Genomic DNA, 17,085 nt, shown 5'->3' with positions numbered 1-17,085 from the left:
GATCCGGATCCGTCTCAAGGCGTACGACCACGAGATCATCGATCAGTCGACGAAGAAGATCGTCGAGACCGTGCTGCGTACGCAGGCCGACATCCGGGGCCCGATCCCGCTGCCGACCGACAAGCACCGCTACACGGTGATCCGCTCCCCGCACAAGGACAAGGACTCCCGCGAGCACTTCGAGATGCGCATCCACAAGCGCCTGCTCGACATCCTCGATCCCTCGCCCAAGACGGTCGACTCGCTCCAGCGTCTCGACCTCCCGGCCGGCGTGGACATCGAGATCAAGATCCAGAACGCCTAGTCAGCGTTTCTCTCTCGGCGGTGGGACCTCGGCCTGCGGGCCGGCGGGTCCTGCCGCCGAGTTCCGTTTCGGGCCATGCTCGCTCGTCCCTCGCTGCGCGTGGCCCGAAGCCGTCTCGGCGTCACCCCCCGGCCCTCCGGCCGAGCCCTGGCGGCCTGCGGGCCGACCGCTGACCGGAACCTGATGGGTCAAGGGGCGACCGCTCGGCTGGATGAGCTCTGCGGTGCCGTTCGTGCGTTTCTGCTGAGACACCCTCGTACCGGGGTCACCCCTTCCCCGCCGGCCGAGGCTGGCGACCACCGGGCCGTTCGCTCGCTCGATCCGCGGTGGCGCCTGCGCGGCCGCTGCACTACTTGCGCCCTCGAAGCGTCTCGGGAAGCGGTCGTCGGAGGGCGGTCGGTAGCGTGGCGGGCGTGCGGGACCAGCAGCGACGACGGCTTCGATTGGTCGTTTCGCCGCTGGTCGCCGTCACTCTCGTCTTCATCGTCGACGGCCTCCGCAACGGGCGGTCATTGGCGCAGGTCGCGGGCTTCGTCGGGCTCGAGGTCGCCCTCGCCGCCGTGATCTGGTTGATCGTCTGGGAGGCGACGACGCCGGACGGCCAGTCTCGGGGGACGGACCGCTCGGATCAGTGAGCTTCACTGCAGCCTGCCCGAGTGGTGCGGTCAGAGCGTCGACGGTGGCTCGTCGGTCAGGCTCCTCCAGTTCCAGAGCTCCATGAGGCCGAAGACGACGATGAGCGATGCACCGATGAGTACCGCCGTCGCGGCCCAGCCGCCCGTCACGCCCGCCAGCCGGCTGAGCATGACGACGAGAAAGCCGAGGACGGTCAGCAGGCGGCCGCGGTGGTAGGCGTCTGATCGCGTGCCGCCGAACATACGGGTGGCGAGGCGCCGGTCGGGCATCAGCGGGTGGCGAGGATGGCGACGGCGAGGACGAGGGTCTGGAGGGTCAGCGCCACCGCGAAGCAGGTGAGGAAACGACGCTGGGCGGCGGCGAGGTGAGCTTCGAGGCGAGCTTCGAACTGGGTGCAGGCAGCGTCGAAGCGATCACCGGGCCGGTACGGCGCCCTCGGTGCCGACGTGCTCGTCATCGGAGGGTGAGGATGACGGTGATCAGGACAGCGCTGAGGCTCATCACCGTTCCAGTGAGGGCGGCGTTGGTCTGACGGGCGCGGGACTCGATGACGCTGGTCAGGCGGTGCTCAAGGGCGTCCATGCGGAGCTGGATGCGCTCCTCGACCTGGTCGAGGTCGGCCTTGGTGGCGACGTCGCCCCAACCCATCGGGGGGAGGTGCTCCGTCAGGGTCTCGGCTCGGGATGGGCCCATGAGCTCGACCAACCTCTCGTGCAGTTCGTGACGGGTGCGTTCGGTGACGAACATCGGGGGAACCTCCAGGCAAGTGAGAGATCTGGAGGGGGAAGCGATCCCAGAGTAGTGCTGGGGTGTGACGACTCGCGGCGGCGGTTTCGTCGCGTCGCTAGCGTGACCGCATGGGGGAGATGAGCGGGGAAGCGCTGGTCGACGCGATCGAGGGGGCGTCGGGGCGGCATCCCGGGAAACGGCGGGCGCACGCCACCGGGATCGTGGCGACGGGGACGTTCACGGCCACGCCGGCGGCTGCGGACTTGTGCACCGCGGTGGCGATGCAGGGTGGTGCGGTGCCGGCCACGGTGCGGTTCTCGAACGGCACGGGGAATCCCGCCACCCGCGACGACGACCAGGACGGGCGGGGGATCGCCCTCAAGCTGCGGGCCGACGGGGACCCGGCGTGGGACCTGATCGGGCTGTCGCTCCCGCAGTTCTTCGTGCGCACGCCCGAGGACTTCGTCGCCTTCGTTGCCGCCCGCACCCCCGATCCGGCCACCGGCGAGCTCGACATGGCCAAGGTCGGCGCCTTCCTCGATGCGCACCCGGAGGCGCTCGGCGCCGCCGGCGCGGCCATCGCGGCGCCGATCCCGGCCAGCTACGCCCAGGTCCGCTACCACGGCATCCACTCCTTCTTCTGGACCGGGCCCGACGGCGCCCGGCGGGCGGTGCGCTACGAATGGGTGCCCGACGCGGGCGAGGCCGCGGTCGATCCGGACGAGTCCGGCCGACCGCCCGACCACCTGCGGCGGGAGCTGGCCGAGCGGCTCGCCGCCGGCCCGGCGTCGTTCGCCCTGTGGGTCGTGCTCGCCGGAGAGGGCGACGCGGTCGACGACCCGACCGACCGTTGGCCCGACGAGCGCGAGCGTGTCGAGGTCGGCCGGCTCGAGCTCACCGCGCTCGGCCCGGCCGACGCCGAGGACACCTTGATCTTCGATCCGGTGAACGTGCCCCCGGGCGTCGAGTGCTCGGCCGACCCGTTGCTCGCCGCCCGCTCCCGGGCCTACGGCGTCTCCTACGCGCGCCGCACCGCCGACCTCTGACCCGGGCGGCGGACCGCCACCCCGTTCTGGTGTGGAGTTGGCAACGCAGGTGTGGCCAGGGCGGTGCCAGAAGCGGAGACCTTTCGTTCTGGTAGTGAGTTGGCGACGCAGGTGTTGCAGACCACGTACCAGAACGAAGCGGGGGGCCGATGGCGGCTCAGGCGTCGGCGGGCGGGTGGAAGTCGCTGTGGAGTCGGGTGAGGCGGGAGGTGGCGATGCGCCAACCGGCGTCGGTCTTGCGGTAGGTCTCGTGGTAGTGGCCGTGGCCGTCGAGGCGCAGGCCGTTCGGCCAGATCACGATGTCGTGGAGGGCCCAGATGCCGGTGGCGGAGGTGGGGGAGGTGAGCTCGATCTCCGGCATGTGGCCCTGGTGCACGGTGACCGCGTCGGCCAGCACCTCCTGGAGGAAGGCGATGAACGCGTCGGCCCCGGTGATCACCTGGCCACCGGCCTCGGTGCTGTCGGCCACCAGCTCGTCGGTGAAGACGGACCGGAGGCCCGGCCAGTCCTTGGTGTCGAGACAGCGGAAGTAGCGCGCCTTCAGGCGCTTGAGGTCCTCGATGTCCTCGGCGGTGGTGTTCACAGGCCGAGTGTGTAGCTCGTCATCGACAGCGAGCCGTAGGCGTAGCCGTCGACGAGCGTGGCACAGGGCTCCCCGGCGGCCTGGGCGAGGCCGGCGAGGTACAGCAATGGCAGGAAGTGGTCCGGGGTGGGGACCGCCCGGTCGTAGTCGGGATGGCCGGCCAGGGCGAGGACGGACGCGGGATCGCTCGTGATCGCCGCCCGGGTCGCGTCGTCGAAGCGGTGGGCCCAGTCCTCGCCGGCCTCGGGCGTGCCCCACTCGATGAGGCGCAGGTTGTGCACGACGTTGCCGCTGCACAACACGAGGACCCCCTCGTCCCGCAGGGGGGCGAGGCGGGCGCCCAGGTCGAGGTGGTACTCCCACGGCTTGGTGGCGTCGATGCTGAGCTGGACGACCGGGATGTCGGCGTCGGGGAAGGCGTGCACGAGCAGCGACCACGTGCCGTGGTCGATCCCCCAGCTGTCGCGGTCCTGGCCGACCCAGACCGGGTCGACCACCTCGGCGATCCGGGACGCCAGCTCGGGATCCCCGGGTGCCGGGTACCGCACGTCGAAGAGGGCGTCGGGAAACCCGTAGAAGTCGTGGATCGTGGGCGGATCGGGCTGCGCGGTCACCGCCGTGGCGTTGATGTACCAGTGAGCCGACACGGCGAGGATGGCCCGCGGCCGGGGCACGCTGTCACCGAACAGGCGCCACCCGTCGGTGTAGCGGTTGTGCTCGAGGGCGTTCATGGGGCTGCCGTGCCCCAGGAAGGCGGCCGGCATCGTCGTGGCCTCGCTCATGGGTCGAGTGTTGCAGAGAAACGTGCGCGCGCAAAGATTAGGGGGCGATCGCGAGGTCGACGCAGAAGCGTGCGCCACCCTCGGGACCGTCCTCCACCCACGCCCGACCCCCGAGCGCCGCCGCGAACCGGGCGACGAGGTGCAGGCCGACCCCAACGCCGTCGCCGGCGGTGACGGACCCGCGGCGGAACGGCAGGAACACCGTCTCCCGATCCGAGGCCGCCACGCCGGGCCCGCTGTCCCAGACGACGAGCAGGAGTCGGTCGCCCTGGCGTCGAGCCTCCACGCCGATGCGGTCGGCCGGGCCCGTGTGCAGCGCGGCGTTGTCCAGCAGCGCTTCGAACAGGTGGCGCAGCAGGGTGCGGTTGACCCGGGCCGACACCGACGCGCCGTCGAGGTCAACCTCTCGGTCGCGGGCGCGGGTGGCGGCCTGGGCCGACCGAGCGACCTCGGCGACGTCGATCTCGTCGATCGGCAGCGCCACGTGCTCCTCGGCGCGCACCACCCGCTCCAGGAGGAGCAGGTCCTCGTTCGTCCGCTGCAGGTCGCCGGCGCTCTCCGTCAGCAGTGCGAGGGCGCGACGCCATTCGGGCCCGTCCGGGGCCAGCCGGCCGCCGGCGAGGAGCTCGGCCGCATGGATGACCGTCGCCAGCGGGGACCGCAGGTCGTGGGTGAGCGCGAGCAACAGGTCGGCCGCCAAGGCGTCGGACGGGACGTCGGACGCCGGCACCGGAGGATCCGGGGGGAGCACGTCTGCGGTCACGGCGTCCTCCGAGGGCAGTCGGTGCGTTCGCACCGGGACGGGACCCACCCGCCCGCGCATTCCCATGGTACTCGGGACCGATCACCCGGCCGGCCGCCGCGCCATCGCGCTCGTCTAGGTTGTGCACCATGCCGAGGGCCGGAGGCAGCGCAGGGCGGGCGCGTGGTCGCGTCCGGGCACGGAGGACGGCGTGGTGCGCGGCGGCGGTGGTGGTGCTCGCCACCTCGTTGGCGGTGGTCGCCACGGGGCCCTCGGCCAGTGCCGGCCCCCTGCCCGCGTTCAACCTGACCTGGGGGTCTCAGGGAGCGACCAACGGGTTGTTCAGCAGCCCCAAGGGGGTCGCCTTCAGCCCGGTGACCGACCAGGTGTACGTCGCCGACAGCGTCAACAACCGGATCCAGGTCTTCACCCGGGACGGTGCCTTCGTCCGCAAGTGGGGCCGGCTCGGCACCACCAACGGCCGGTTCAACGATCCGCGCGGCGTCGCCGTGGACTCGGCGGGCAACGTCTACGTGGTCGACCGCCTGAACCACAGGGTCCAGAAGTTCACCTCGACGGGGACCTTCGTCACCGCCTGGGGGAGCCTCGGCAGCGGCGACGGCCAGTTCCGCAACCCGCGCGGCATCGCGCTCGACCCCAACGGCACGGTCTACGTGGCCGACACCGGCAACGACCGCGTCCAGAGGTTCTCGAACACCGGCGCGTTCCTGGGGAAGTGGGGGTCCACCGGCTCGGCCAACGGTCAGTTCTCGATCCCCTCCGACGTCGCAGTGGGGTCCAACGTCGTGTACGTGGCCGATTCCGGGAACGACCGGGTGCAGCGCTTCAACAGCTCGGGTGTGTTCGCTGCCAGCTACGGCGGCACCGGGTCGGGCCCGGGCCAGTTCGAGGCACCGCGCGGCATCGTGTACGACCCCGTCTCGTTCGAGTTCGTGGTGATCGACACCGGGAACGACCGGCTGCAACGGTTCGACCTGAACGGCGTCTACCTCCAGGAGCAGGGCGAGACGGGCACCGGCGACGGCCAGTTCAAGTCGGCGGAGGACGTCGGCATCGACGTACGCGGCAACCTGTTCGTCGCCGACACCTCGAACCACCGGGTGCAGCGCTTCGGCTTCGCCGGACCGGCGCCGCCCTTCGTCCGGGCCTTCGGCACCAGCGGTTCGGGGCCAGGGCAGTTCGACACCCTCGGCCAGCTCGCCACCGACGCCGAGGGCAACGTCTATGCCGCCGACACCGGCAACGACCGCGTCACCAAACACGCTCCCGACGGCCCGACGCTGCTCACCATCCCCGGCACGGTCGGGGTGACCGGGGTGGCGGTCGGCGACGACGGCACGATCTACGTGGTGACCCCGGGGACGGTCACGGCCTTCAGCGCAACCGGCGCCCAGCTGCGCCAATGGGCTGCGGCCGGCGCCACGGCGATCGCGATCAGCCCGGTCTCGGGTGACCTCTTCGTGGTCGACGACGGTGACGACGAGATCGAGGCGTTCGACGACCAGGGCAGCTTCCTCCGCCGGTTCGGCAGCGTCGGCGCGCCCTGCACCGGCAACCTCACCGCCCCGGGCGGCGTGGCCGTCGACACCGACGGCCGTGTGTACGTGAGCGACCGCAGCGGGGACTGCGTGCAGGTCTTCACCGAGGCGGGTGCCTTCGTCGAGGCCTGGGGCGAGCCCGGCGCCGGCCCCGGCACCTTCACCTCCGGTCGCCAGGTGACCGTGGGTCCGGACGGGAGCATCTCGGTGGTGGACGACCTCATCGACCTGGTCCAGACCTTCACCCCCGAAGGCGACGTCCTCGCGAGCTGGGGGACACAAGGCCTCGGGCTCACCTTCGGCAACCTCGAGAACCCCACCGGCGTCGCCGCCGACCCCTTCGGCAACGTGTTCGTCGCCGACCGCGACAACCACCGGATCCAGCGCTTCGCGGCGTCGGGCGCCATCGACGGGACCGTGACCGGCCCCGGTGGTCCCCTCGCGGGTGCCTTCGTCGCCGCGGTCCAGTGGGGCTCGTTCGGCCTGGCCCGCGCCGGGTTCACGGATGCGACGGGCGGCTACGACCTCGCGGTGCCCCCCGGGCGCTACACCCTCGTGTTCATCGACCCGCTCCAGGGTGCCGCCCTGGAGTGGCACGAGGACCACGCCTTCATCACCCAAGTCGCGCCCGAGGACCTCGTGGTGGTGAACGCCGGCGCCACCGTGACCGTGGACGCGGCCCTCGCGGCCAGCGGTGTGCCGGCGGCCACGAACCCGGCCACCCTCAGTGGCATGGTGACGGGCCCGGGCGGCGCCATGGCCGGCGTGTTCGTGGTGGCCACGGACTTCGACACCGGCCGCATGCGGGGGGCGACCACCAACGCCTCGGGCAGCTACGTGATCTCGGGCCTGCACCCGGGCACCGGTTACCGGGTCGAATTCGTCGACCCGACCGCGGCGACGCTCGTCGAGTGGCACGACAACCAGCCTGCGGTCGCCATCGAGGCGGCCGCGGTGCTCTCGCTGCCCGCCGGCGGGGCCCAGGTGGTCAACGCCGTGCTGGCCGACGATCCCGGGCGCTGAGCCCAGGGGTCGGTTGGCGGGAACGCGATCGGCCCCGATAGAGTGATCCGGCTTCGCAACTGACGTCCGCGTGCGCCTGCTCGCAGGAACCACGTGGCACAACCTGAACCGCGCTCCGCCGGGGGTCTGACCTCCTGCGGAGCGTTCGCGTGAACGGGCACCCTCGCCCGTCCGAGAAAGAGACACCCCGATGGCGACAAAGGCAATCGTCGGCGAGAAAGTCGGCATGACCCAGGTCTGGGACGAGAACAACCGCGTCGTGCCCGTGACCATGGTCAAGGTCGCGCCGTGCCGCATCGTGCAGATCAAGACCCCCGAGACCGACGGCTACAGCGCGCTGCAGGTGACCTTCGGTCACCGTGACGCCTCCAAGCTCACCCAGCCGAAGGCCGGGCACTTCGCCAAGGCCGGCGTCGACGCAGGGGCCCGCCTCGTCGAGCTCCGCCTCGACGACGTGAGCGCCTACGAGGTCGGTCAGGAGATCAAGGTCGACGTGCTGGCCCAAGGCGACCTCATCGACGTGACCGCGGTCAGCAAGGGCAAGGGCTACGCCGGCGTCATGAAGCGTCACGGCTTCAAGGGCCAGCGCGCTTCGCACGGTGCCCACCGCGTGCACCGCATGCCCGGGTCGATCGGCGCCTGCGCCACCCCGGCCCGGGTGTTCAAGGGCACCCGCATGGCCGGCCGCACCGGCGGTGAGCGCGTCACCACGCTGAACCTCACCGTGGTCGAGGCCGACGCCGAGCGGGACCTGCTGCTCGTCCGTGGCGCGGTCCCCGGCCCCAAGGGCGGGATCGTGCTCATCCGCAACGCCGTGAAAGCCGGGGTGAAGAGCTGATGTCCGTCAAGGTCGTGAAGAAGGCGAAGCTCGACGAGGCCGTCTTCGGCATCGAGCCCAACCAGGCCGTGCTCCACCAGGTGGTCACCGCCCAGCTGGCGGCCCGCCGGGCCGGCACGCAGAGCACCAAGACCCGTGCCGACGTGCGCGGCGGTGGCGCCAAGCCCTGGAAGCAGAAGGGCACCGGCCGTGCTCGCCAGGGCTCGATCCGGTCGCCGCAGTGGCGTGGCGGCGGCGTGGCCCTCGGGCCGAAGCCGCGCAGCTACGCGCAGCGCACCCCCAAGAAGATGGTCAAGCTGGCCCTGCGCTCGGCGCTGTCGGACCGGGCGGCCGAGGACAAGGTCCTGGTCGTGGAGAGCTGGGGCTTCGACGCTCCGTCCACCAAGGCCGCGGTCGCCGCGCTGGCCGACCTCGGGGTCGAGGGTCGCTCGCTCGTCGTGATCGAGCCGTCCGACACCGACGCATGGAAGAGCTTCCGCAACCTCGGTGAGGTGCACACCATCAGCCCCGCCGAGCTCAACGCCTACGACGTGTTGGTCTCGGACTGGGTGATCTTCACCACCGCCACGCTGCCTTCGGGCGACGCGCCGGCCACCACCGCCGACGACGCAGCCACCGACGACACCACCACCGAGGACGAGGAGACGGCATCGTGAAGGACCCCCGCGACGTCATCCTCGAGCCCGTGGTCAGCGAGAAGTCCTACGGGCTGCTCGAGGACAACGTGTACACGTTCAAGGTCCACACCGGCGCCTCGAAGCCCGAGATCCGCGATGCGGTCCAGGCGATCTTCGGGGTGAAGGTGGTCAAGGTCAACACGCTCAACCGCAAGGGCAAGCGCAAGCGCAACCGCAAGTCGTTCACCTACGGCACGCGGCCCGACACCAAGCGCGCCCTCGTCACCCTGGCCGAGGGTGACTCGATCGACCTGTTCGAGGGATAGGACACCGATGGCCATCCGCAAACGCAAGCCCACGAGCGCCGGCCGGCGCTTCCAGACGTCCTCGGACTTCTCGGAGATCACCAAGACGACGCCCGAGCGCTCGCTGCTCGCGCCCAAGCCGAAGACCGGCGGCCGCAACAACGTCGGGCGCAAGACCGCCCGCCACAAGGGCGGTGGCCACAAGCAGCGCTACCGCGTCATCGACTTCAAGCGCACGAAGGACGGCGTCCCCGCGAAGGTGGCGGCGGTCGAGTACGACCCCAACCGCAACTGCCGCATCCTGCTGCTCCACTACGTGGACGGCGAGAAGCGCTACATCATCGCCCCCGACAAGGTCTCCGTCGGCGACGTGCTGCAGAGCGGCCACGGCTCGGAGATCCGGCCCGGCAACGCCCTGCCCATGCGCTACATCCCCGTCGGCACCACGGTGCACAACGTCGAGCTGAAGCCCGGCGGCGGCGCCAAGATGGCCCGCAGCGCCGGCGCCAGCGTCCAGCTGGTGGCCAAGGAGGGCGACTTCGCCACCCTGCGCCTGCCGAGCACCGAGATGCGCCGCGTGCCGATCGACTGCCGCGCCACGGTCGGTGAGGTCGGCAACAGCGAGGCCGAGCTGGTCAAGATCGGCAAGGCCGGCCGCAACCGCTGGAAGGGCGTCCGCCCCCAGACCCGTGGTGTGGCCATGAACCCCGTCGACCACCCGCTCGGTGGTGGCGAGGGCAAGACCTCGGGTGGTCGCCACCCGGTGTCGCCGTGGGGCAAGCCCGAGGGCCGCACGCGTGACCAGAACAAGGAATCCCAGAAGCTGATCGTCCGCCGCCGACGTACCCGCGGCTCCCGGAGGTAGTTGGCATGCCACGCAGCCTGAAGAAGGGGCCGTTCGTCGACGACCACCTGTTGAAGAAGGTCGACGCCCTGAACGCCAAGAACGAAAAGAGCGTGATCAAGACCTGGTCGCGTCGCTCCACCGTGATCCCGGAGATGGTGGGCCACACCATCGCCGTGCACGACGGCCGCAAGCACGTGCCCGTGTACGTCACCGAGTCCATGGTCGGCCACAAGCTCGGCGAGTTCGCTCCCACGCGGACCTTCCGCTTCCACGCGGGCCAGGAACGGTCGGGTCGCTGATGGCCTTCGGCGTCAAGACCAACGAGCGTCCGGGCACCCGTGCCCAGGTGCGCCACGCCCGCTTCTCGGCCTACAAGGCCCGTGAGGTCCTCGACCTCATCCGGGGCGAGCCCGTCGGGCGCGCCCTCGAGATCCTCCAGTTCTCCGAGCGCGACCCCGCCATCGTGATCGGCAAGTGCCTGGCCTCGGCCGTGGCCAACGCCGAGCACAACGACTCGCTGCCCGCCGACGAGCTCTTCGTGTCGGCCTGCTACGCCGATGAGGGCCCGACCCTGAAGCGCTGGCGCCCCCGTGCCCGTGGCCGTGCCACCCGCATCCGCAAGCGCACGTGTCACATCACGGTGATCGTCAGCCGCTTCTCCGACGACCAGATGGCCGCCATCCGTCGCCGGGACGAGGCCAAGGCCGCCTCCTCCGGTGGTCGCAGCCGTACCCGTGACGCCGCCGCCTCGCGCCGGCGCCGGGTCGCCCGCAGCCGGGGCGAGGACGTCGCCACCGAGGCCAAGGCCGCCGAGGCCGAGGCCACCGAAGAGGTCGTCGAGGACGAGGTTCCGGCCGACGCGGTCGACGAGACCACGACGGCCGAGGCGACCGACAGCGCCGAGGGCGAGACCGCGGACGACGACGCCGCCGATGAGGAGGCCGTCGAAGAAGCGGTCGCCGAGGCCGGCACCGACGACGAGGTCGTCGAAGAGGCGGAGGCCGATGCCGACGCCGCCGACGATGCAACCGAGGAGCAGGACTGATGGGCCAGAAAGTCAACCCGTACGGCTTCCGCCTCGGGGTCACCACCGACTGGAAGTCGCGGTGGTTCGCCAACCGCAACGAGTACGCGGACTACGTGATCGAGGATTGGAAGATCCGCGACTACCTGATGACGCAGCTCCCGCACGCGGCCATCAGCCGCATCGAGGTCGAGCGGTCTCGTGACCGCCTGCGCATCGACGTGCACACCGCCCGCCCCGGCATCGTCATCGGCCGTCGCGGCGCCGAGGCCGACCGCCTTCGCGCCGGCCTCACCGCCATCTCGGGCAACGCCCAGGTGCAGCTCAACATCCAGGAGATCAAGCAGCCCGAGCTCGACGCCGCGCTGATCGCCCAGGGCGTCGCCGACCAGCTCGCCGGCCGGGTGGCGTTCCGCCGGGCCATGAAGCGAGCAGTGCAGAGCGCCCAGAAGGCCGGCGCCCTCGGCATCCGGGTCCAGTGCTCGGGCCGCCTCGGCGGCTCCGAGATGGCCCGCACCGAGTGGTACCGCGAGGGTCGGGTGCCGCTGCACACGCTGCGGGCCGACATCGACTACGGCTTCCGCGAGGCCCGCACCACTTACGGCCGGATCGGCGTGAAGGTGTGGATCTACAAGGGCGACATCCTGCCCTACAAGACCGTGGTCGAGGACAAGATCTCCCGTGAGGCCGCCCTGGCGGTCGGCGACTCCGCCGCTCCCGGCGAGGCCCGCAAGGTCGTGTCCTCCTCGGCGGCCCGCCGTCGCTCCGAGGACACCGAAGCCCCCGCGCCCGAGGAGGTGGCCCCGCTCGTCAAGGAGGCCGACCCCGAGCTCGAGCGCCTGCTCGCCGAGGAGGAGGAGATCGAGCGCTCCACCCGCGAGCACCACGAGACCCCGCACTTCCGGCCGGGAGACGAGTGACATGTTGATGCCCAGGAAGGTCAAGCACCGCAAGCAGCACCGCGGGCGCACCAAGGGCGTGGCCAAGGGTGCCACCACCGTCAGCTACGGCGACTACGGCATCCAGGCCCTCGAGCCCGGGTGGATCACCGCCCGCCAGATCGAGGCCGCCCGTATCGCGATGACCCGCCACATCAAGCGTGGCGGCAAGGTCTGGATCAACATCTTCCCGGACAAGCCCATCACCGAGAAGCCGGCCGAGACCCGCATGGGCTCGGGCAAGGGCAACCCGGAGAAGTGGGTGGCCGTGGTCAAGCCGGGCCGCATCATGTTCGAGCTCTCGTACGCCGATCCGGTCATCGCCCGCGCCGCCCTCGAGCGGGCCATCCAGAAGCTGCCCATCAAGGCCCGCTTCGTGTCCCGTGAGGAGGCCCTCTGATGGCACCGTCGGTCATCCACGACCTCTCCGACGACGAACTCGTCGACCGCCTCGCCGAGACGAAGCAGGAGCTGTTCAACCTGCGCTTCCAGCACGTCACCGGCCAGCTCGACAACTACTCCCGTCTCCGCCAGCTGAAGCGGGACATCGCCCGACTCCACACCGAGCTCCGTGCCCGCGAGATCGCCGCGGCCGAAGCCCTCGAGAACACCCAGAAGGAGGACGCATCATGAGCGAGGACACCACGCCCGCCGAGCGTCCCAACAACCGCAAGGTGCGCGACGGCCTGGTCACGTCCAACGCCATGGACAAGACCGCGGTCGTCTCGGTGACCGACCGGGTGCGCCACCGGCGCTACTCGAAGACCATGCAGCGCACCACCAAGCTCTACGTGCACGACGAGGACAACGACCTCAACGTCGGCGACCGCGTCCGCGTGCAGGAGACCCGCCCGCTCAGCAAGAACAAGCGCTGGCGCGTCCTCGAGGTCCTGGAGCGTGCCAAGTGATCCAGCAGGAGTCCCGCCTCCGCGTGGCGGACAACTCGGGCGCCAAGGAGGTGCTGTGCATCAAGGTGCTCGGCGGCTCGAAGCGTCGGTACGCCTCCATCGGTGACGTCTTCGTCGCCACCGTCAAAGACGCCATCCCCGGTGCCGCCGTGAAGAAGGGCGACGTCGTCAAGTGCGTCGTCGTGCGCACCAAGAAGGAGAAGCGCCGTCCGGACGGGTCCTACATCCGCTTCGACGAGAACGCCGCCGTGCTCTTGAACGAGCAGGCCCAGCCCCGCGGCACCCGCATCTTCGGCCCCGTGGGCCGTGAGCTGCGCGACAAGAAGTTCATGCGCATCGTGTCCCTGGCCCCGGAGGTCTTGTGATGGCCGGCATGAGGATCCGCAAGGGCGACCGCGTCCGTGTCCTCACGGGCAAGGACCGCGGCAAGGAGGGCGAGGTCTCCCGCGCCCTGCCCGCGAAGAACAAGGTCATCGTCGACGGTGTCAACGTGGCCAAGAAGCACCAGAAGCCCACCCGCGCCACCATGCAGGGCGGGATCATCGACAAGGACATGCCCATCCCGGTGGCCAACGTCGCCATCTTGTGTTCGTCCTGTGGCCCCACCCGCATCGGCTACCGGTTCGACCCGGACGGCACCAAGGTGCGGACCTGCAAGAAGTGTGGAGGTGACCTCTGATGGCCGACGCCACCACCTACCCGGTGCCGCGCTTCAAGGTCCGGTACAACGAAGAGGTCCGCGCCGCCCTGAAGGACGAGCTCGGCCTGGGCAACGTCATGGACGTGCCCCGCTTCGAGAAGATCGTGATCAACATGGGCGTGGGTGAGGCCGTGGCCAACTCCTCGCTCCTCGAGGGTGCCGTGCGCGACCTCACCGTGATCACCGGCCAGAAGCCGCTCGTCACCAAGGCGAAGAAGTCCATCGCCCAGTTCAAGCTGCGTGAGGGCAACGCCATCGGCGCCAAGGTCACCCTCCGGGGTGATCGCATGTGGGAGTTCCTCGACCGGCTCATCAGCCTGTCCATCCCCCGCATCCGCGACTTCCGCGGTCTTCCCCCCAACTCGTTCGACGGCCGGGGCAACTACACCTTCGGCGTCACCGAGCAGCTCATCTTCCCCGAGGTCGACTACGACTCGGTCGACCACACCCGGGGCATGGACATCACCATCGTCACCACCGCCCGTACCGATGCCGAAGGCAAGGCCCTCCTGGCCGCCTTCGGCTTCCCGTTCCGCCGTGAGGGGAACCAGTAATGGCCAAGAAAGCACTCGTCGAGAAGCAGCAGCGCACCCCCAAGTACAAGGTGCGCGGGTACACCCGCTGCCGCCGCTGTGGCCGGCCCCGCGCCGTCTACCGCAAGTTCGGGCTCTGCCGTCTCTGCCTGCGCGAGCTGGCACACGCCGGGGAGATCCCCGGTCTGACCAAGGCCAGCTGGTGAGGGGCGTGAACCGATGACGATGACCGACCCGATCGCCGACATGCTCACCCGCATCCGCAACGCCAACGTGGCGATGCACGACGAGGTGTCCATGCCGTCCTCCAAGCTCAAGGAGTCGCTGGCTGCGGTCCTCAAGTCCGAGGGCTACATCACCGACTTCGCCGTGGCCGACGCCGTCGACCGCCCCGGCCGTGTCCTCACCATCGAGATGAAGTACTCGCCCGAGCGGGCGCGGGTCATCTCGGGCGTGAAGCGCATCTCCAAGCCGGGTCTGCGCGTGTACACCAAGGCCGAGAAGATCCCCCGGGTCCTCGGTGGCCTGGGCGTGGCCGTGCTGTCGACGAGCCAGGGCCTCATGACCGACCGCGAAGCCAGGAAGCGCCGCATGGGCGGCGAGATCCTGTGCTTCGTCTGGTGAGGGGAGACACACCATGAGCCGCATCGGCCAAGCCCCCATCACCGTCCCCGGTGGCGTCGACGTCACCGTCGCCGACGGTCAGATCACCGTGAAGGGCCCCAAGGGCACCCTGAGCCGCCCCATCCCGGGCACCATCACCGTCCGCCAGGAGGGTGAGGAGCTGCTCGTGGAGCGCCCCGACGACGAGCGCGAGAGCCGTGCCCTGCACGGCCTCACCCGCACCCTGGTCAACAACATGGTGATCGGGGTGACCGAGGGCTTCCGCAAGGAGCTCGAGATCCAGGGCGTCGGCTACCGGGCCACCGCCCAGGGGCCCGCCGCGCTCGAGTTGGCCCTCGGCTTCAGCCACACCGTCAAGGTGACCGCCCCCGAGGGCATCACCTTCGACGTCCCCAGCCCGACCCGCATCGACGTGGTCGGCATCAACAAGGAAGTCGTCGGCCAGGTGGCCGCCAACATCCGGGCGCTGCGCAAGCCCGAGCCCTACAAGGGCAAGGGCGTGCGCTACGTCGGCGAGTACGTCCAGCGCAAGGCCGGCAAGGCCGCGAGCGTCGGGTAGGAGACATGAGCCTCAGTCCGCAGAAGAAGCGACAGGACCGCCAGCGCCGTCACGGTCGGGTCCGCAAGAAGGTCACCGGCACCGCCGAGCGGCCGCGCCTGGCCGTGTTCCGGTCCAGCCGCCACATCAGCGCCCAGGTCATCGACGACCGCGCCGGCCACACCCTCGCGGCCGCCTCGACCGTCGAGGCCGACCTGCGCACCGGTGGCACCGGCAACATCGACGCCGCCGCCAAGGTCGGCAAGCTGGTCGCCGAGCGCGCCAAGGCCGCCGGCATCGAGAAGGTCACGTTCGACCGTGGTGGCTTCCGTTACCACGGCCGGGTGGCCGCGCTGGCCGACGCCGCCCGTGACGCCGGGCTCGAGTTCTAGGAAAGAGACGAGCACACGATGAGCAACGCCAACCCCCGCGACCGCGACCGGGCGCCCCGGGACAACCCCCGCCAGAGCAGCGACTCGGGCCTGCGCGAGTCGCGCGTCATCAACATCAACCGCGTGGCCAAGGTGGTCAAGGGCGGTCGTCGGTTCTCCTTCACCGCCCTCGTGGTGATCGGCGACGGCAACGGCCGCGTCGGCCTCGGCTACGGGAAGGCCAAGGAGGTGCCCCTCGCCATCCAGAAGGGCACCGAGGAGGCTCGCAAGAACCTCTTCACCGTGGCCCTCGCCGGCAGCACCATCGTCCACCCCGTCATCGGCGAGACCGGTGCCGGCCGCGTGCTGCTCAAGCCCGCGGCCCCCGGTACCGGCGTGATCGCCGGCGGTGCCGCCCGCGCCATCCTCGAAGAGGCCGGCATCCACGACGTGCTGTGCAAGTCGCTCGGCTCGGCCAACCACATCAACGTGGCCCGTGCCACCATCGCCGGGCTCAAGGCCCTGAAGCGCCCCGACGAGGTCGCCCGTCTCCGGGGTCTCGACCCCGAGGACTTCGTGCCCAAGGGTCTGCTCAACGCCTACAAAGAGACCCAGCGGGGCCCGGCGCCCAAGCCCGAAGAGGTGAAGTAGCCCATGGCTGACGCAACCCTCAAGGTGACGCAGTACCGCTCGGCCATCGGGTCGAAGCCCAAGCAGCGCGGCACCCTCCGTGCCCTGGGCCTCGGCAAGATCGGTCGCAGCCACGAGCTGCCCGACCGCCCCGAGATCCGCGGCATGCTCGCCCGCGTCCCCCACCTCGTGAAGGTGGAGGAGGTCGCGGCCGAGAAGCCCGCCAAGAAGGCCCCCGCCAAGAAGGCCGCCGCCGACAAGGCCGTCGCCGACGACACGGCCGAGGAGACAGACGCATGAAGGCCCACGACCTCACCCCCAACCCCGGGGCCCGCACGTCGCGCAAGCGCGTCGGCCGCGGCATCGGTGGCAAGGGCGGCAAGACCGCCGGCCGTGGCACCAAGGGCCAGCGGGCCCGCAACACCGTCCCCGCCGGCTTCGAAGGTGGGCAGATGCCCCTCCACATGCGGGTGCCGAAGCTCAAGGGCTTCAACAACCCGTTCCGCGTGGAGTACCAGGCCATCAACCTGGACACGCTCCAGGAGTGCGGCCTCGACGACGTCACCCCCGAGGCGCTGCACGCCAAGGGCCTGACCCACAAGGGTGCCCTCGTCAAGGTGCTCGGCCGAGGCTCGATCGACCGCAAGGTCACCGTCAAGGCCCACGGCTTCTCGAAGTCGGCCGAAGCGGCCATCACCGCCGCGGGCGGTACGGTTGAAGTCCTGCCCCTGCCGTGGGGCGACCGGCGTCCGCCGGCCAAGGGCAACGCCCTGACCAACCGCTAGACGACCGACCATCCCGACCAGCA

At 70.5% G+C, this 17,085-nt stretch carries 30 protein-coding genes; 24 read left to right on the top strand and 6 right to left on the bottom strand.

Annotation, left to right across the window (positions count from 1 at the left end; genetic code table 11):
* Together rpsJ and JNK12_11835 are read left to right on the top strand one after the other, a co-directional pair.
* On the top strand, positions 1-304 hold a 304-nt coding region (rpsJ, locus tag JNK12_11840; GenBank protein ID MBL8776623.1), incomplete at its 5' end, for a 30S ribosomal protein S10.
* Positions 305-717: 413 nt separating this feature from the next.
* The gene (locus JNK12_11835; GenBank protein MBL8776622.1) at positions 718-939 is read left to right on the top strand and encodes a hypothetical protein; all 222 of its coding nucleotides are present in this window, start codon (positions 718-720) and stop codon (positions 937-939) included.
* 30 nt (positions 940-969) lie between these two features.
* On the opposite strand, the gene JNK12_11830 is transcribed toward JNK12_11835, so the two are convergent.
* From JNK12_11830 to JNK12_11820, 3 genes are read right to left on the bottom strand one after another with little or no spacing between them, the layout of a single operon-like run.
* Positions 970-1,209 (bottom strand): hypothetical protein, encoded by a 240-nt coding sequence (locus JNK12_11830; GenBank protein MBL8776621.1) that lies wholly within the window; start codon positions 1,207-1,209, stop codon positions 970-972.
* Positions 1,209-1,397, bottom strand: coding sequence for a hypothetical protein (locus JNK12_11825; GenBank protein MBL8776620.1), 189 nt, complete (start codon positions 1,395-1,397; stop codon positions 1,209-1,211). Before JNK12_11825 ends, JNK12_11830 begins: the two co-directional genes overlap by 1 nt.
* Positions 1,394-1,687 (bottom strand): hypothetical protein, encoded by a 294-nt coding sequence (locus JNK12_11820; GenBank protein MBL8776619.1) that lies wholly within the window; start codon positions 1,685-1,687, stop codon positions 1,394-1,396. The genes JNK12_11825 and JNK12_11820 overlap by 4 nt, the downstream gene beginning before the upstream one ends.
* Positions 1,688-1,797: 110 nt before the next feature.
* Between JNK12_11820 and JNK12_11815 the strand changes: the two genes are divergently transcribed.
* A complete protein-coding gene (locus JNK12_11815; GenBank protein MBL8776618.1) occupies positions 1,798-2,715 on the top strand; it encodes a catalase family peroxidase in 918 nt (305 codons plus the stop codon).
* A 157-nt stretch (positions 2,716-2,872) separates the two neighbouring features.
* Here the strand turns inward: JNK12_11815 and JNK12_11810 are convergent, their stop codons facing one another.
* Genes JNK12_11810 through JNK12_11800 form a run of 3 tightly spaced genes read right to left on the bottom strand, consistent with a single transcriptional unit; the run spans position 2,873 to position 4,843 of the window.
* The gene (locus JNK12_11810; GenBank protein ID MBL8776617.1) at positions 2,873-3,298 is read right to left on the bottom strand and encodes a nuclear transport factor 2 family protein; all 426 of its coding nucleotides are present in this window, start codon (positions 3,296-3,298) and stop codon (positions 2,873-2,875) included.
* Positions 3,295-4,080, bottom strand: a complete 786-nt coding sequence (gene ygiD, locus JNK12_11805; GenBank protein ID MBL8776616.1) for a 4,5-DOPA dioxygenase extradiol — start codon at positions 4,078-4,080, stop codon at positions 3,295-3,297. The genes JNK12_11810 and ygiD overlap by 4 nt, the downstream gene beginning before the upstream one ends.
* 37 nt (positions 4,081-4,117) lie before the next feature.
* A complete protein-coding gene (locus tag JNK12_11800) occupies positions 4,118-4,843 on the bottom strand; it encodes a HAMP domain-containing histidine kinase (protein ID MBL8776615.1) in 726 nt (241 codons plus the stop codon).
* Between the two features lie 128 nt (positions 4,844-4,971).
* On the opposite strand from JNK12_11800, the gene JNK12_11795 reads away from it, so the two are divergent.
* The 21 genes from JNK12_11795 to rplO all read left to right on the top strand — a co-directional run bounded on the left by JNK12_11795 (position 4,972) and on the right by rplO (position 17,062).
* Entirely contained in the window at positions 4,972-7,404 is a 2,433-nt protein-coding gene (locus JNK12_11795) for an SMP-30/gluconolactonase/LRE family protein (GenBank protein ID MBL8776614.1), read from the top strand.
* Between the two features lie 190 nt (positions 7,405-7,594).
* Positions 7,595-8,242, top strand: coding sequence for a 50S ribosomal protein L3 (gene rplC / locus JNK12_11790; protein ID MBL8776613.1), 648 nt, complete (start codon positions 7,595-7,597; stop codon positions 8,240-8,242).
* Positions 8,242-8,898, top strand: a complete 657-nt coding sequence (rplD, locus tag JNK12_11785; protein ID MBL8776612.1) for a 50S ribosomal protein L4 — start codon at positions 8,242-8,244, stop codon at positions 8,896-8,898. Before rplC ends, rplD begins: the two co-directional genes overlap by 1 nt.
* Positions 8,895-9,185, top strand: coding sequence for a 50S ribosomal protein L23 (gene rplW / locus JNK12_11780; protein MBL8776611.1), 291 nt, complete (start codon positions 8,895-8,897; stop codon positions 9,183-9,185). Before rplD ends, rplW begins: the two co-directional genes overlap by 4 nt.
* A gap of 7 nt (positions 9,186-9,192) precedes the next feature.
* Entirely contained in the window at positions 9,193-10,029 is an 837-nt protein-coding gene (rplB, locus tag JNK12_11775) for a 50S ribosomal protein L2 (protein ID MBL8776610.1), read from the top strand.
* 5 nt (positions 10,030-10,034) lie between these two features.
* A complete protein-coding gene (gene rpsS / locus JNK12_11770) occupies positions 10,035-10,310 on the top strand; it encodes a 30S ribosomal protein S19 (GenBank protein MBL8776609.1) in 276 nt (91 codons plus the stop codon).
* Positions 10,310-11,056, top strand: a complete 747-nt coding sequence (gene rplV / locus JNK12_11765) for a 50S ribosomal protein L22 (GenBank protein ID MBL8776608.1) — start codon at positions 10,310-10,312, stop codon at positions 11,054-11,056. Before rpsS ends, rplV begins: the two co-directional genes overlap by 1 nt.
* On the top strand, positions 11,056-11,955 hold the full coding sequence (gene rpsC, locus JNK12_11760) for a 30S ribosomal protein S3 (GenBank protein MBL8776607.1): 900 nt from the start codon (positions 11,056-11,058) through the stop codon (positions 11,953-11,955). Before rplV ends, rpsC begins: the two co-directional genes overlap by 1 nt.
* Before the next feature lies 1 nt (position 11,956).
* A complete protein-coding gene (rplP, locus tag JNK12_11755) occupies positions 11,957-12,373 on the top strand; it encodes a 50S ribosomal protein L16 (GenBank protein ID MBL8776606.1) in 417 nt (138 codons plus the stop codon).
* Complete coding sequence (gene rpmC / locus JNK12_11750) at positions 12,373-12,606, top strand: 50S ribosomal protein L29 (GenBank protein ID MBL8776605.1); 234 nt, start codon at positions 12,373-12,375, stop codon at positions 12,604-12,606. Before rplP ends, rpmC begins: the two co-directional genes overlap by 1 nt.
* Positions 12,603-12,881: a 30S ribosomal protein S17 gene (rpsQ, locus tag JNK12_11745; GenBank protein MBL8776604.1), complete on the top strand. Its 279-nt coding sequence runs from the start codon at positions 12,603-12,605 to the stop codon at positions 12,879-12,881. Before rpmC ends, rpsQ begins: the two co-directional genes overlap by 4 nt.
* Positions 12,878-13,246 (top strand): 50S ribosomal protein L14, encoded by a 369-nt coding sequence (gene rplN / locus JNK12_11740; GenBank protein MBL8776603.1) that lies wholly within the window; start codon positions 12,878-12,880, stop codon positions 13,244-13,246. The genes rpsQ and rplN overlap by 4 nt, the downstream gene beginning before the upstream one ends.
* A gap of 8 nt (positions 13,247-13,254) precedes the next feature.
* A complete protein-coding gene (locus JNK12_11735; GenBank protein MBL8776602.1) occupies positions 13,255-13,560 on the top strand; it encodes a 50S ribosomal protein L24 in 306 nt (101 codons plus the stop codon).
* Positions 13,560-14,135, top strand: a complete 576-nt coding sequence (rplE, locus tag JNK12_11730; protein MBL8776601.1) for a 50S ribosomal protein L5 — start codon at positions 13,560-13,562, stop codon at positions 14,133-14,135. The genes JNK12_11735 and rplE overlap by 1 nt, the downstream gene beginning before the upstream one ends.
* Positions 14,135-14,320 (top strand): type Z 30S ribosomal protein S14, encoded by a 186-nt coding sequence (locus tag JNK12_11725; GenBank protein MBL8776600.1) that lies wholly within the window; start codon positions 14,135-14,137, stop codon positions 14,318-14,320. Before rplE ends, JNK12_11725 begins: the two co-directional genes overlap by 1 nt.
* Before the next feature lie 13 nt (positions 14,321-14,333).
* Positions 14,334-14,738: a 30S ribosomal protein S8 gene (gene rpsH, locus JNK12_11720; GenBank protein MBL8776599.1), complete on the top strand. Its 405-nt coding sequence runs from the start codon at positions 14,334-14,336 to the stop codon at positions 14,736-14,738.
* Between the two features lie 13 nt (positions 14,739-14,751).
* Entirely contained in the window at positions 14,752-15,297 is a 546-nt protein-coding gene (gene rplF, locus JNK12_11715) for a 50S ribosomal protein L6 (GenBank protein ID MBL8776598.1), read from the top strand.
* 5 nt (positions 15,298-15,302) lie between these two features.
* Entirely contained in the window at positions 15,303-15,668 is a 366-nt protein-coding gene (rplR, locus tag JNK12_11710) for a 50S ribosomal protein L18 (GenBank protein MBL8776597.1), read from the top strand.
* An 18-nt stretch (positions 15,669-15,686) separates the two neighbouring features.
* On the top strand, positions 15,687-16,298 hold the full coding sequence (rpsE, locus tag JNK12_11705) for a 30S ribosomal protein S5 (GenBank protein MBL8776596.1): 612 nt from the start codon (positions 15,687-15,689) through the stop codon (positions 16,296-16,298).
* A 3-nt stretch (positions 16,299-16,301) separates the two neighbouring features.
* Positions 16,302-16,577 (top strand): 50S ribosomal protein L30, encoded by a 276-nt coding sequence (rpmD, locus tag JNK12_11700; protein MBL8776595.1) that lies wholly within the window; start codon positions 16,302-16,304, stop codon positions 16,575-16,577.
* On the top strand, positions 16,574-17,062 hold the full coding sequence (gene rplO / locus JNK12_11695) for a 50S ribosomal protein L15 (GenBank protein ID MBL8776594.1): 489 nt from the start codon (positions 16,574-16,576) through the stop codon (positions 17,060-17,062). The genes rpmD and rplO overlap by 4 nt, the downstream gene beginning before the upstream one ends.
* The last annotated feature ends 23 nt before the right edge of the window (positions 17,063-17,085 follow it).

The organism is Acidimicrobiales bacterium (assembly GCA_016794585.1).
In the GTDB taxonomy this organism is placed as follows: domain Bacteria; phylum Actinomycetota; class Acidimicrobiia; order Acidimicrobiales; family DATDAH01; genus JAEUJM01.
The sequence above is the reverse complement of the archived record's forward strand: the minus strand, read 5'-3'. Positions and strand labels throughout refer to the sequence as shown.

Bases quoted from the DNA above. Each gene is read 5' to 3' on its own strand.
- JNK12_11820 (MBL8776619.1), bottom strand. From the start codon at position 1,687: ATGTTCGTCACCGAACGCACCCGTCACGAACTGCACGAGAGGTTGGTC.
- rplC (MBL8776613.1), top strand. From the start codon at position 7,595: ATGGCGACAAAGGCAATCGTCGGCGAGAAAGTCGGCATGACCCAGGTC.
- rplF (MBL8776598.1), top strand. From the start codon at position 14,752: ATGAGCCGCATCGGCCAAGCCCCCATCACCGTCCCCGGTGGCGTCGAC.
- rplO (MBL8776594.1), top strand. From the start codon at position 16,574: ATGAAGGCCCACGACCTCACCCCCAACCCCGGGGCCCGCACGTCGCGC.
- rplB (MBL8776610.1), top strand. From the start codon at position 9,193: ATGGCCATCCGCAAACGCAAGCCCACGAGCGCCGGCCGGCGCTTCCAG.
- rpsC (MBL8776607.1), top strand. From the start codon at position 11,056: ATGGGCCAGAAAGTCAACCCGTACGGCTTCCGCCTCGGGGTCACCACC.
- rpsE (MBL8776596.1), top strand. From the start codon at position 15,687: ATGAGCAACGCCAACCCCCGCGACCGCGACCGGGCGCCCCGGGACAAC.
- JNK12_11815 (MBL8776618.1), top strand. From the start codon at position 1,798: ATGGGGGAGATGAGCGGGGAAGCGCTGGTCGACGCGATCGAGGGGGCG.
- JNK12_11725 (MBL8776600.1), top strand. From the start codon at position 14,135: ATGGCCAAGAAAGCACTCGTCGAGAAGCAGCAGCGCACCCCCAAGTAC.
- rplV (MBL8776608.1), top strand. From the start codon at position 10,310: ATGGCCTTCGGCGTCAAGACCAACGAGCGTCCGGGCACCCGTGCCCAG.
- rpsS (MBL8776609.1), top strand. From the start codon at position 10,035: ATGCCACGCAGCCTGAAGAAGGGGCCGTTCGTCGACGACCACCTGTTG.
- JNK12_11795 (MBL8776614.1), top strand. From the start codon at position 4,972: ATGCCGAGGGCCGGAGGCAGCGCAGGGCGGGCGCGTGGTCGCGTCCGG.
- JNK12_11735 (MBL8776602.1), top strand. From the start codon at position 13,255: ATGAGGATCCGCAAGGGCGACCGCGTCCGTGTCCTCACGGGCAAGGAC.
- rplE (MBL8776601.1), top strand. From the start codon at position 13,560: ATGGCCGACGCCACCACCTACCCGGTGCCGCGCTTCAAGGTCCGGTAC.
- rplR (MBL8776597.1), top strand. From the start codon at position 15,303: ATGAGCCTCAGTCCGCAGAAGAAGCGACAGGACCGCCAGCGCCGTCAC.
- JNK12_11830 (MBL8776621.1), bottom strand. From the start codon at position 1,209: ATGCCCGACCGGCGCCTCGCCACCCGTATGTTCGGCGGCACGCGATCA.
- rpsQ (MBL8776604.1), top strand. From the start codon at position 12,603: ATGAGCGAGGACACCACGCCCGCCGAGCGTCCCAACAACCGCAAGGTG.
- rpmC (MBL8776605.1), top strand. From the start codon at position 12,373: ATGGCACCGTCGGTCATCCACGACCTCTCCGACGACGAACTCGTCGAC.
- rplP (MBL8776606.1), top strand. From the start codon at position 11,957: ATGTTGATGCCCAGGAAGGTCAAGCACCGCAAGCAGCACCGCGGGCGC.
- rplD (MBL8776612.1), top strand. From the start codon at position 8,242: ATGTCCGTCAAGGTCGTGAAGAAGGCGAAGCTCGACGAGGCCGTCTTC.
- JNK12_11825 (MBL8776620.1), bottom strand. From the start codon at position 1,397: ATGACGAGCACGTCGGCACCGAGGGCGCCGTACCGGCCCGGTGATCGC.
- rpsH (MBL8776599.1), top strand. From the start codon at position 14,334: ATGACGATGACCGACCCGATCGCCGACATGCTCACCCGCATCCGCAAC.
- rpmD (MBL8776595.1), top strand. From the start codon at position 16,302: ATGGCTGACGCAACCCTCAAGGTGACGCAGTACCGCTCGGCCATCGGG.
- ygiD (MBL8776616.1), bottom strand. From the start codon at position 4,080: ATGAGCGAGGCCACGACGATGCCGGCCGCCTTCCTGGGGCACGGCAGC.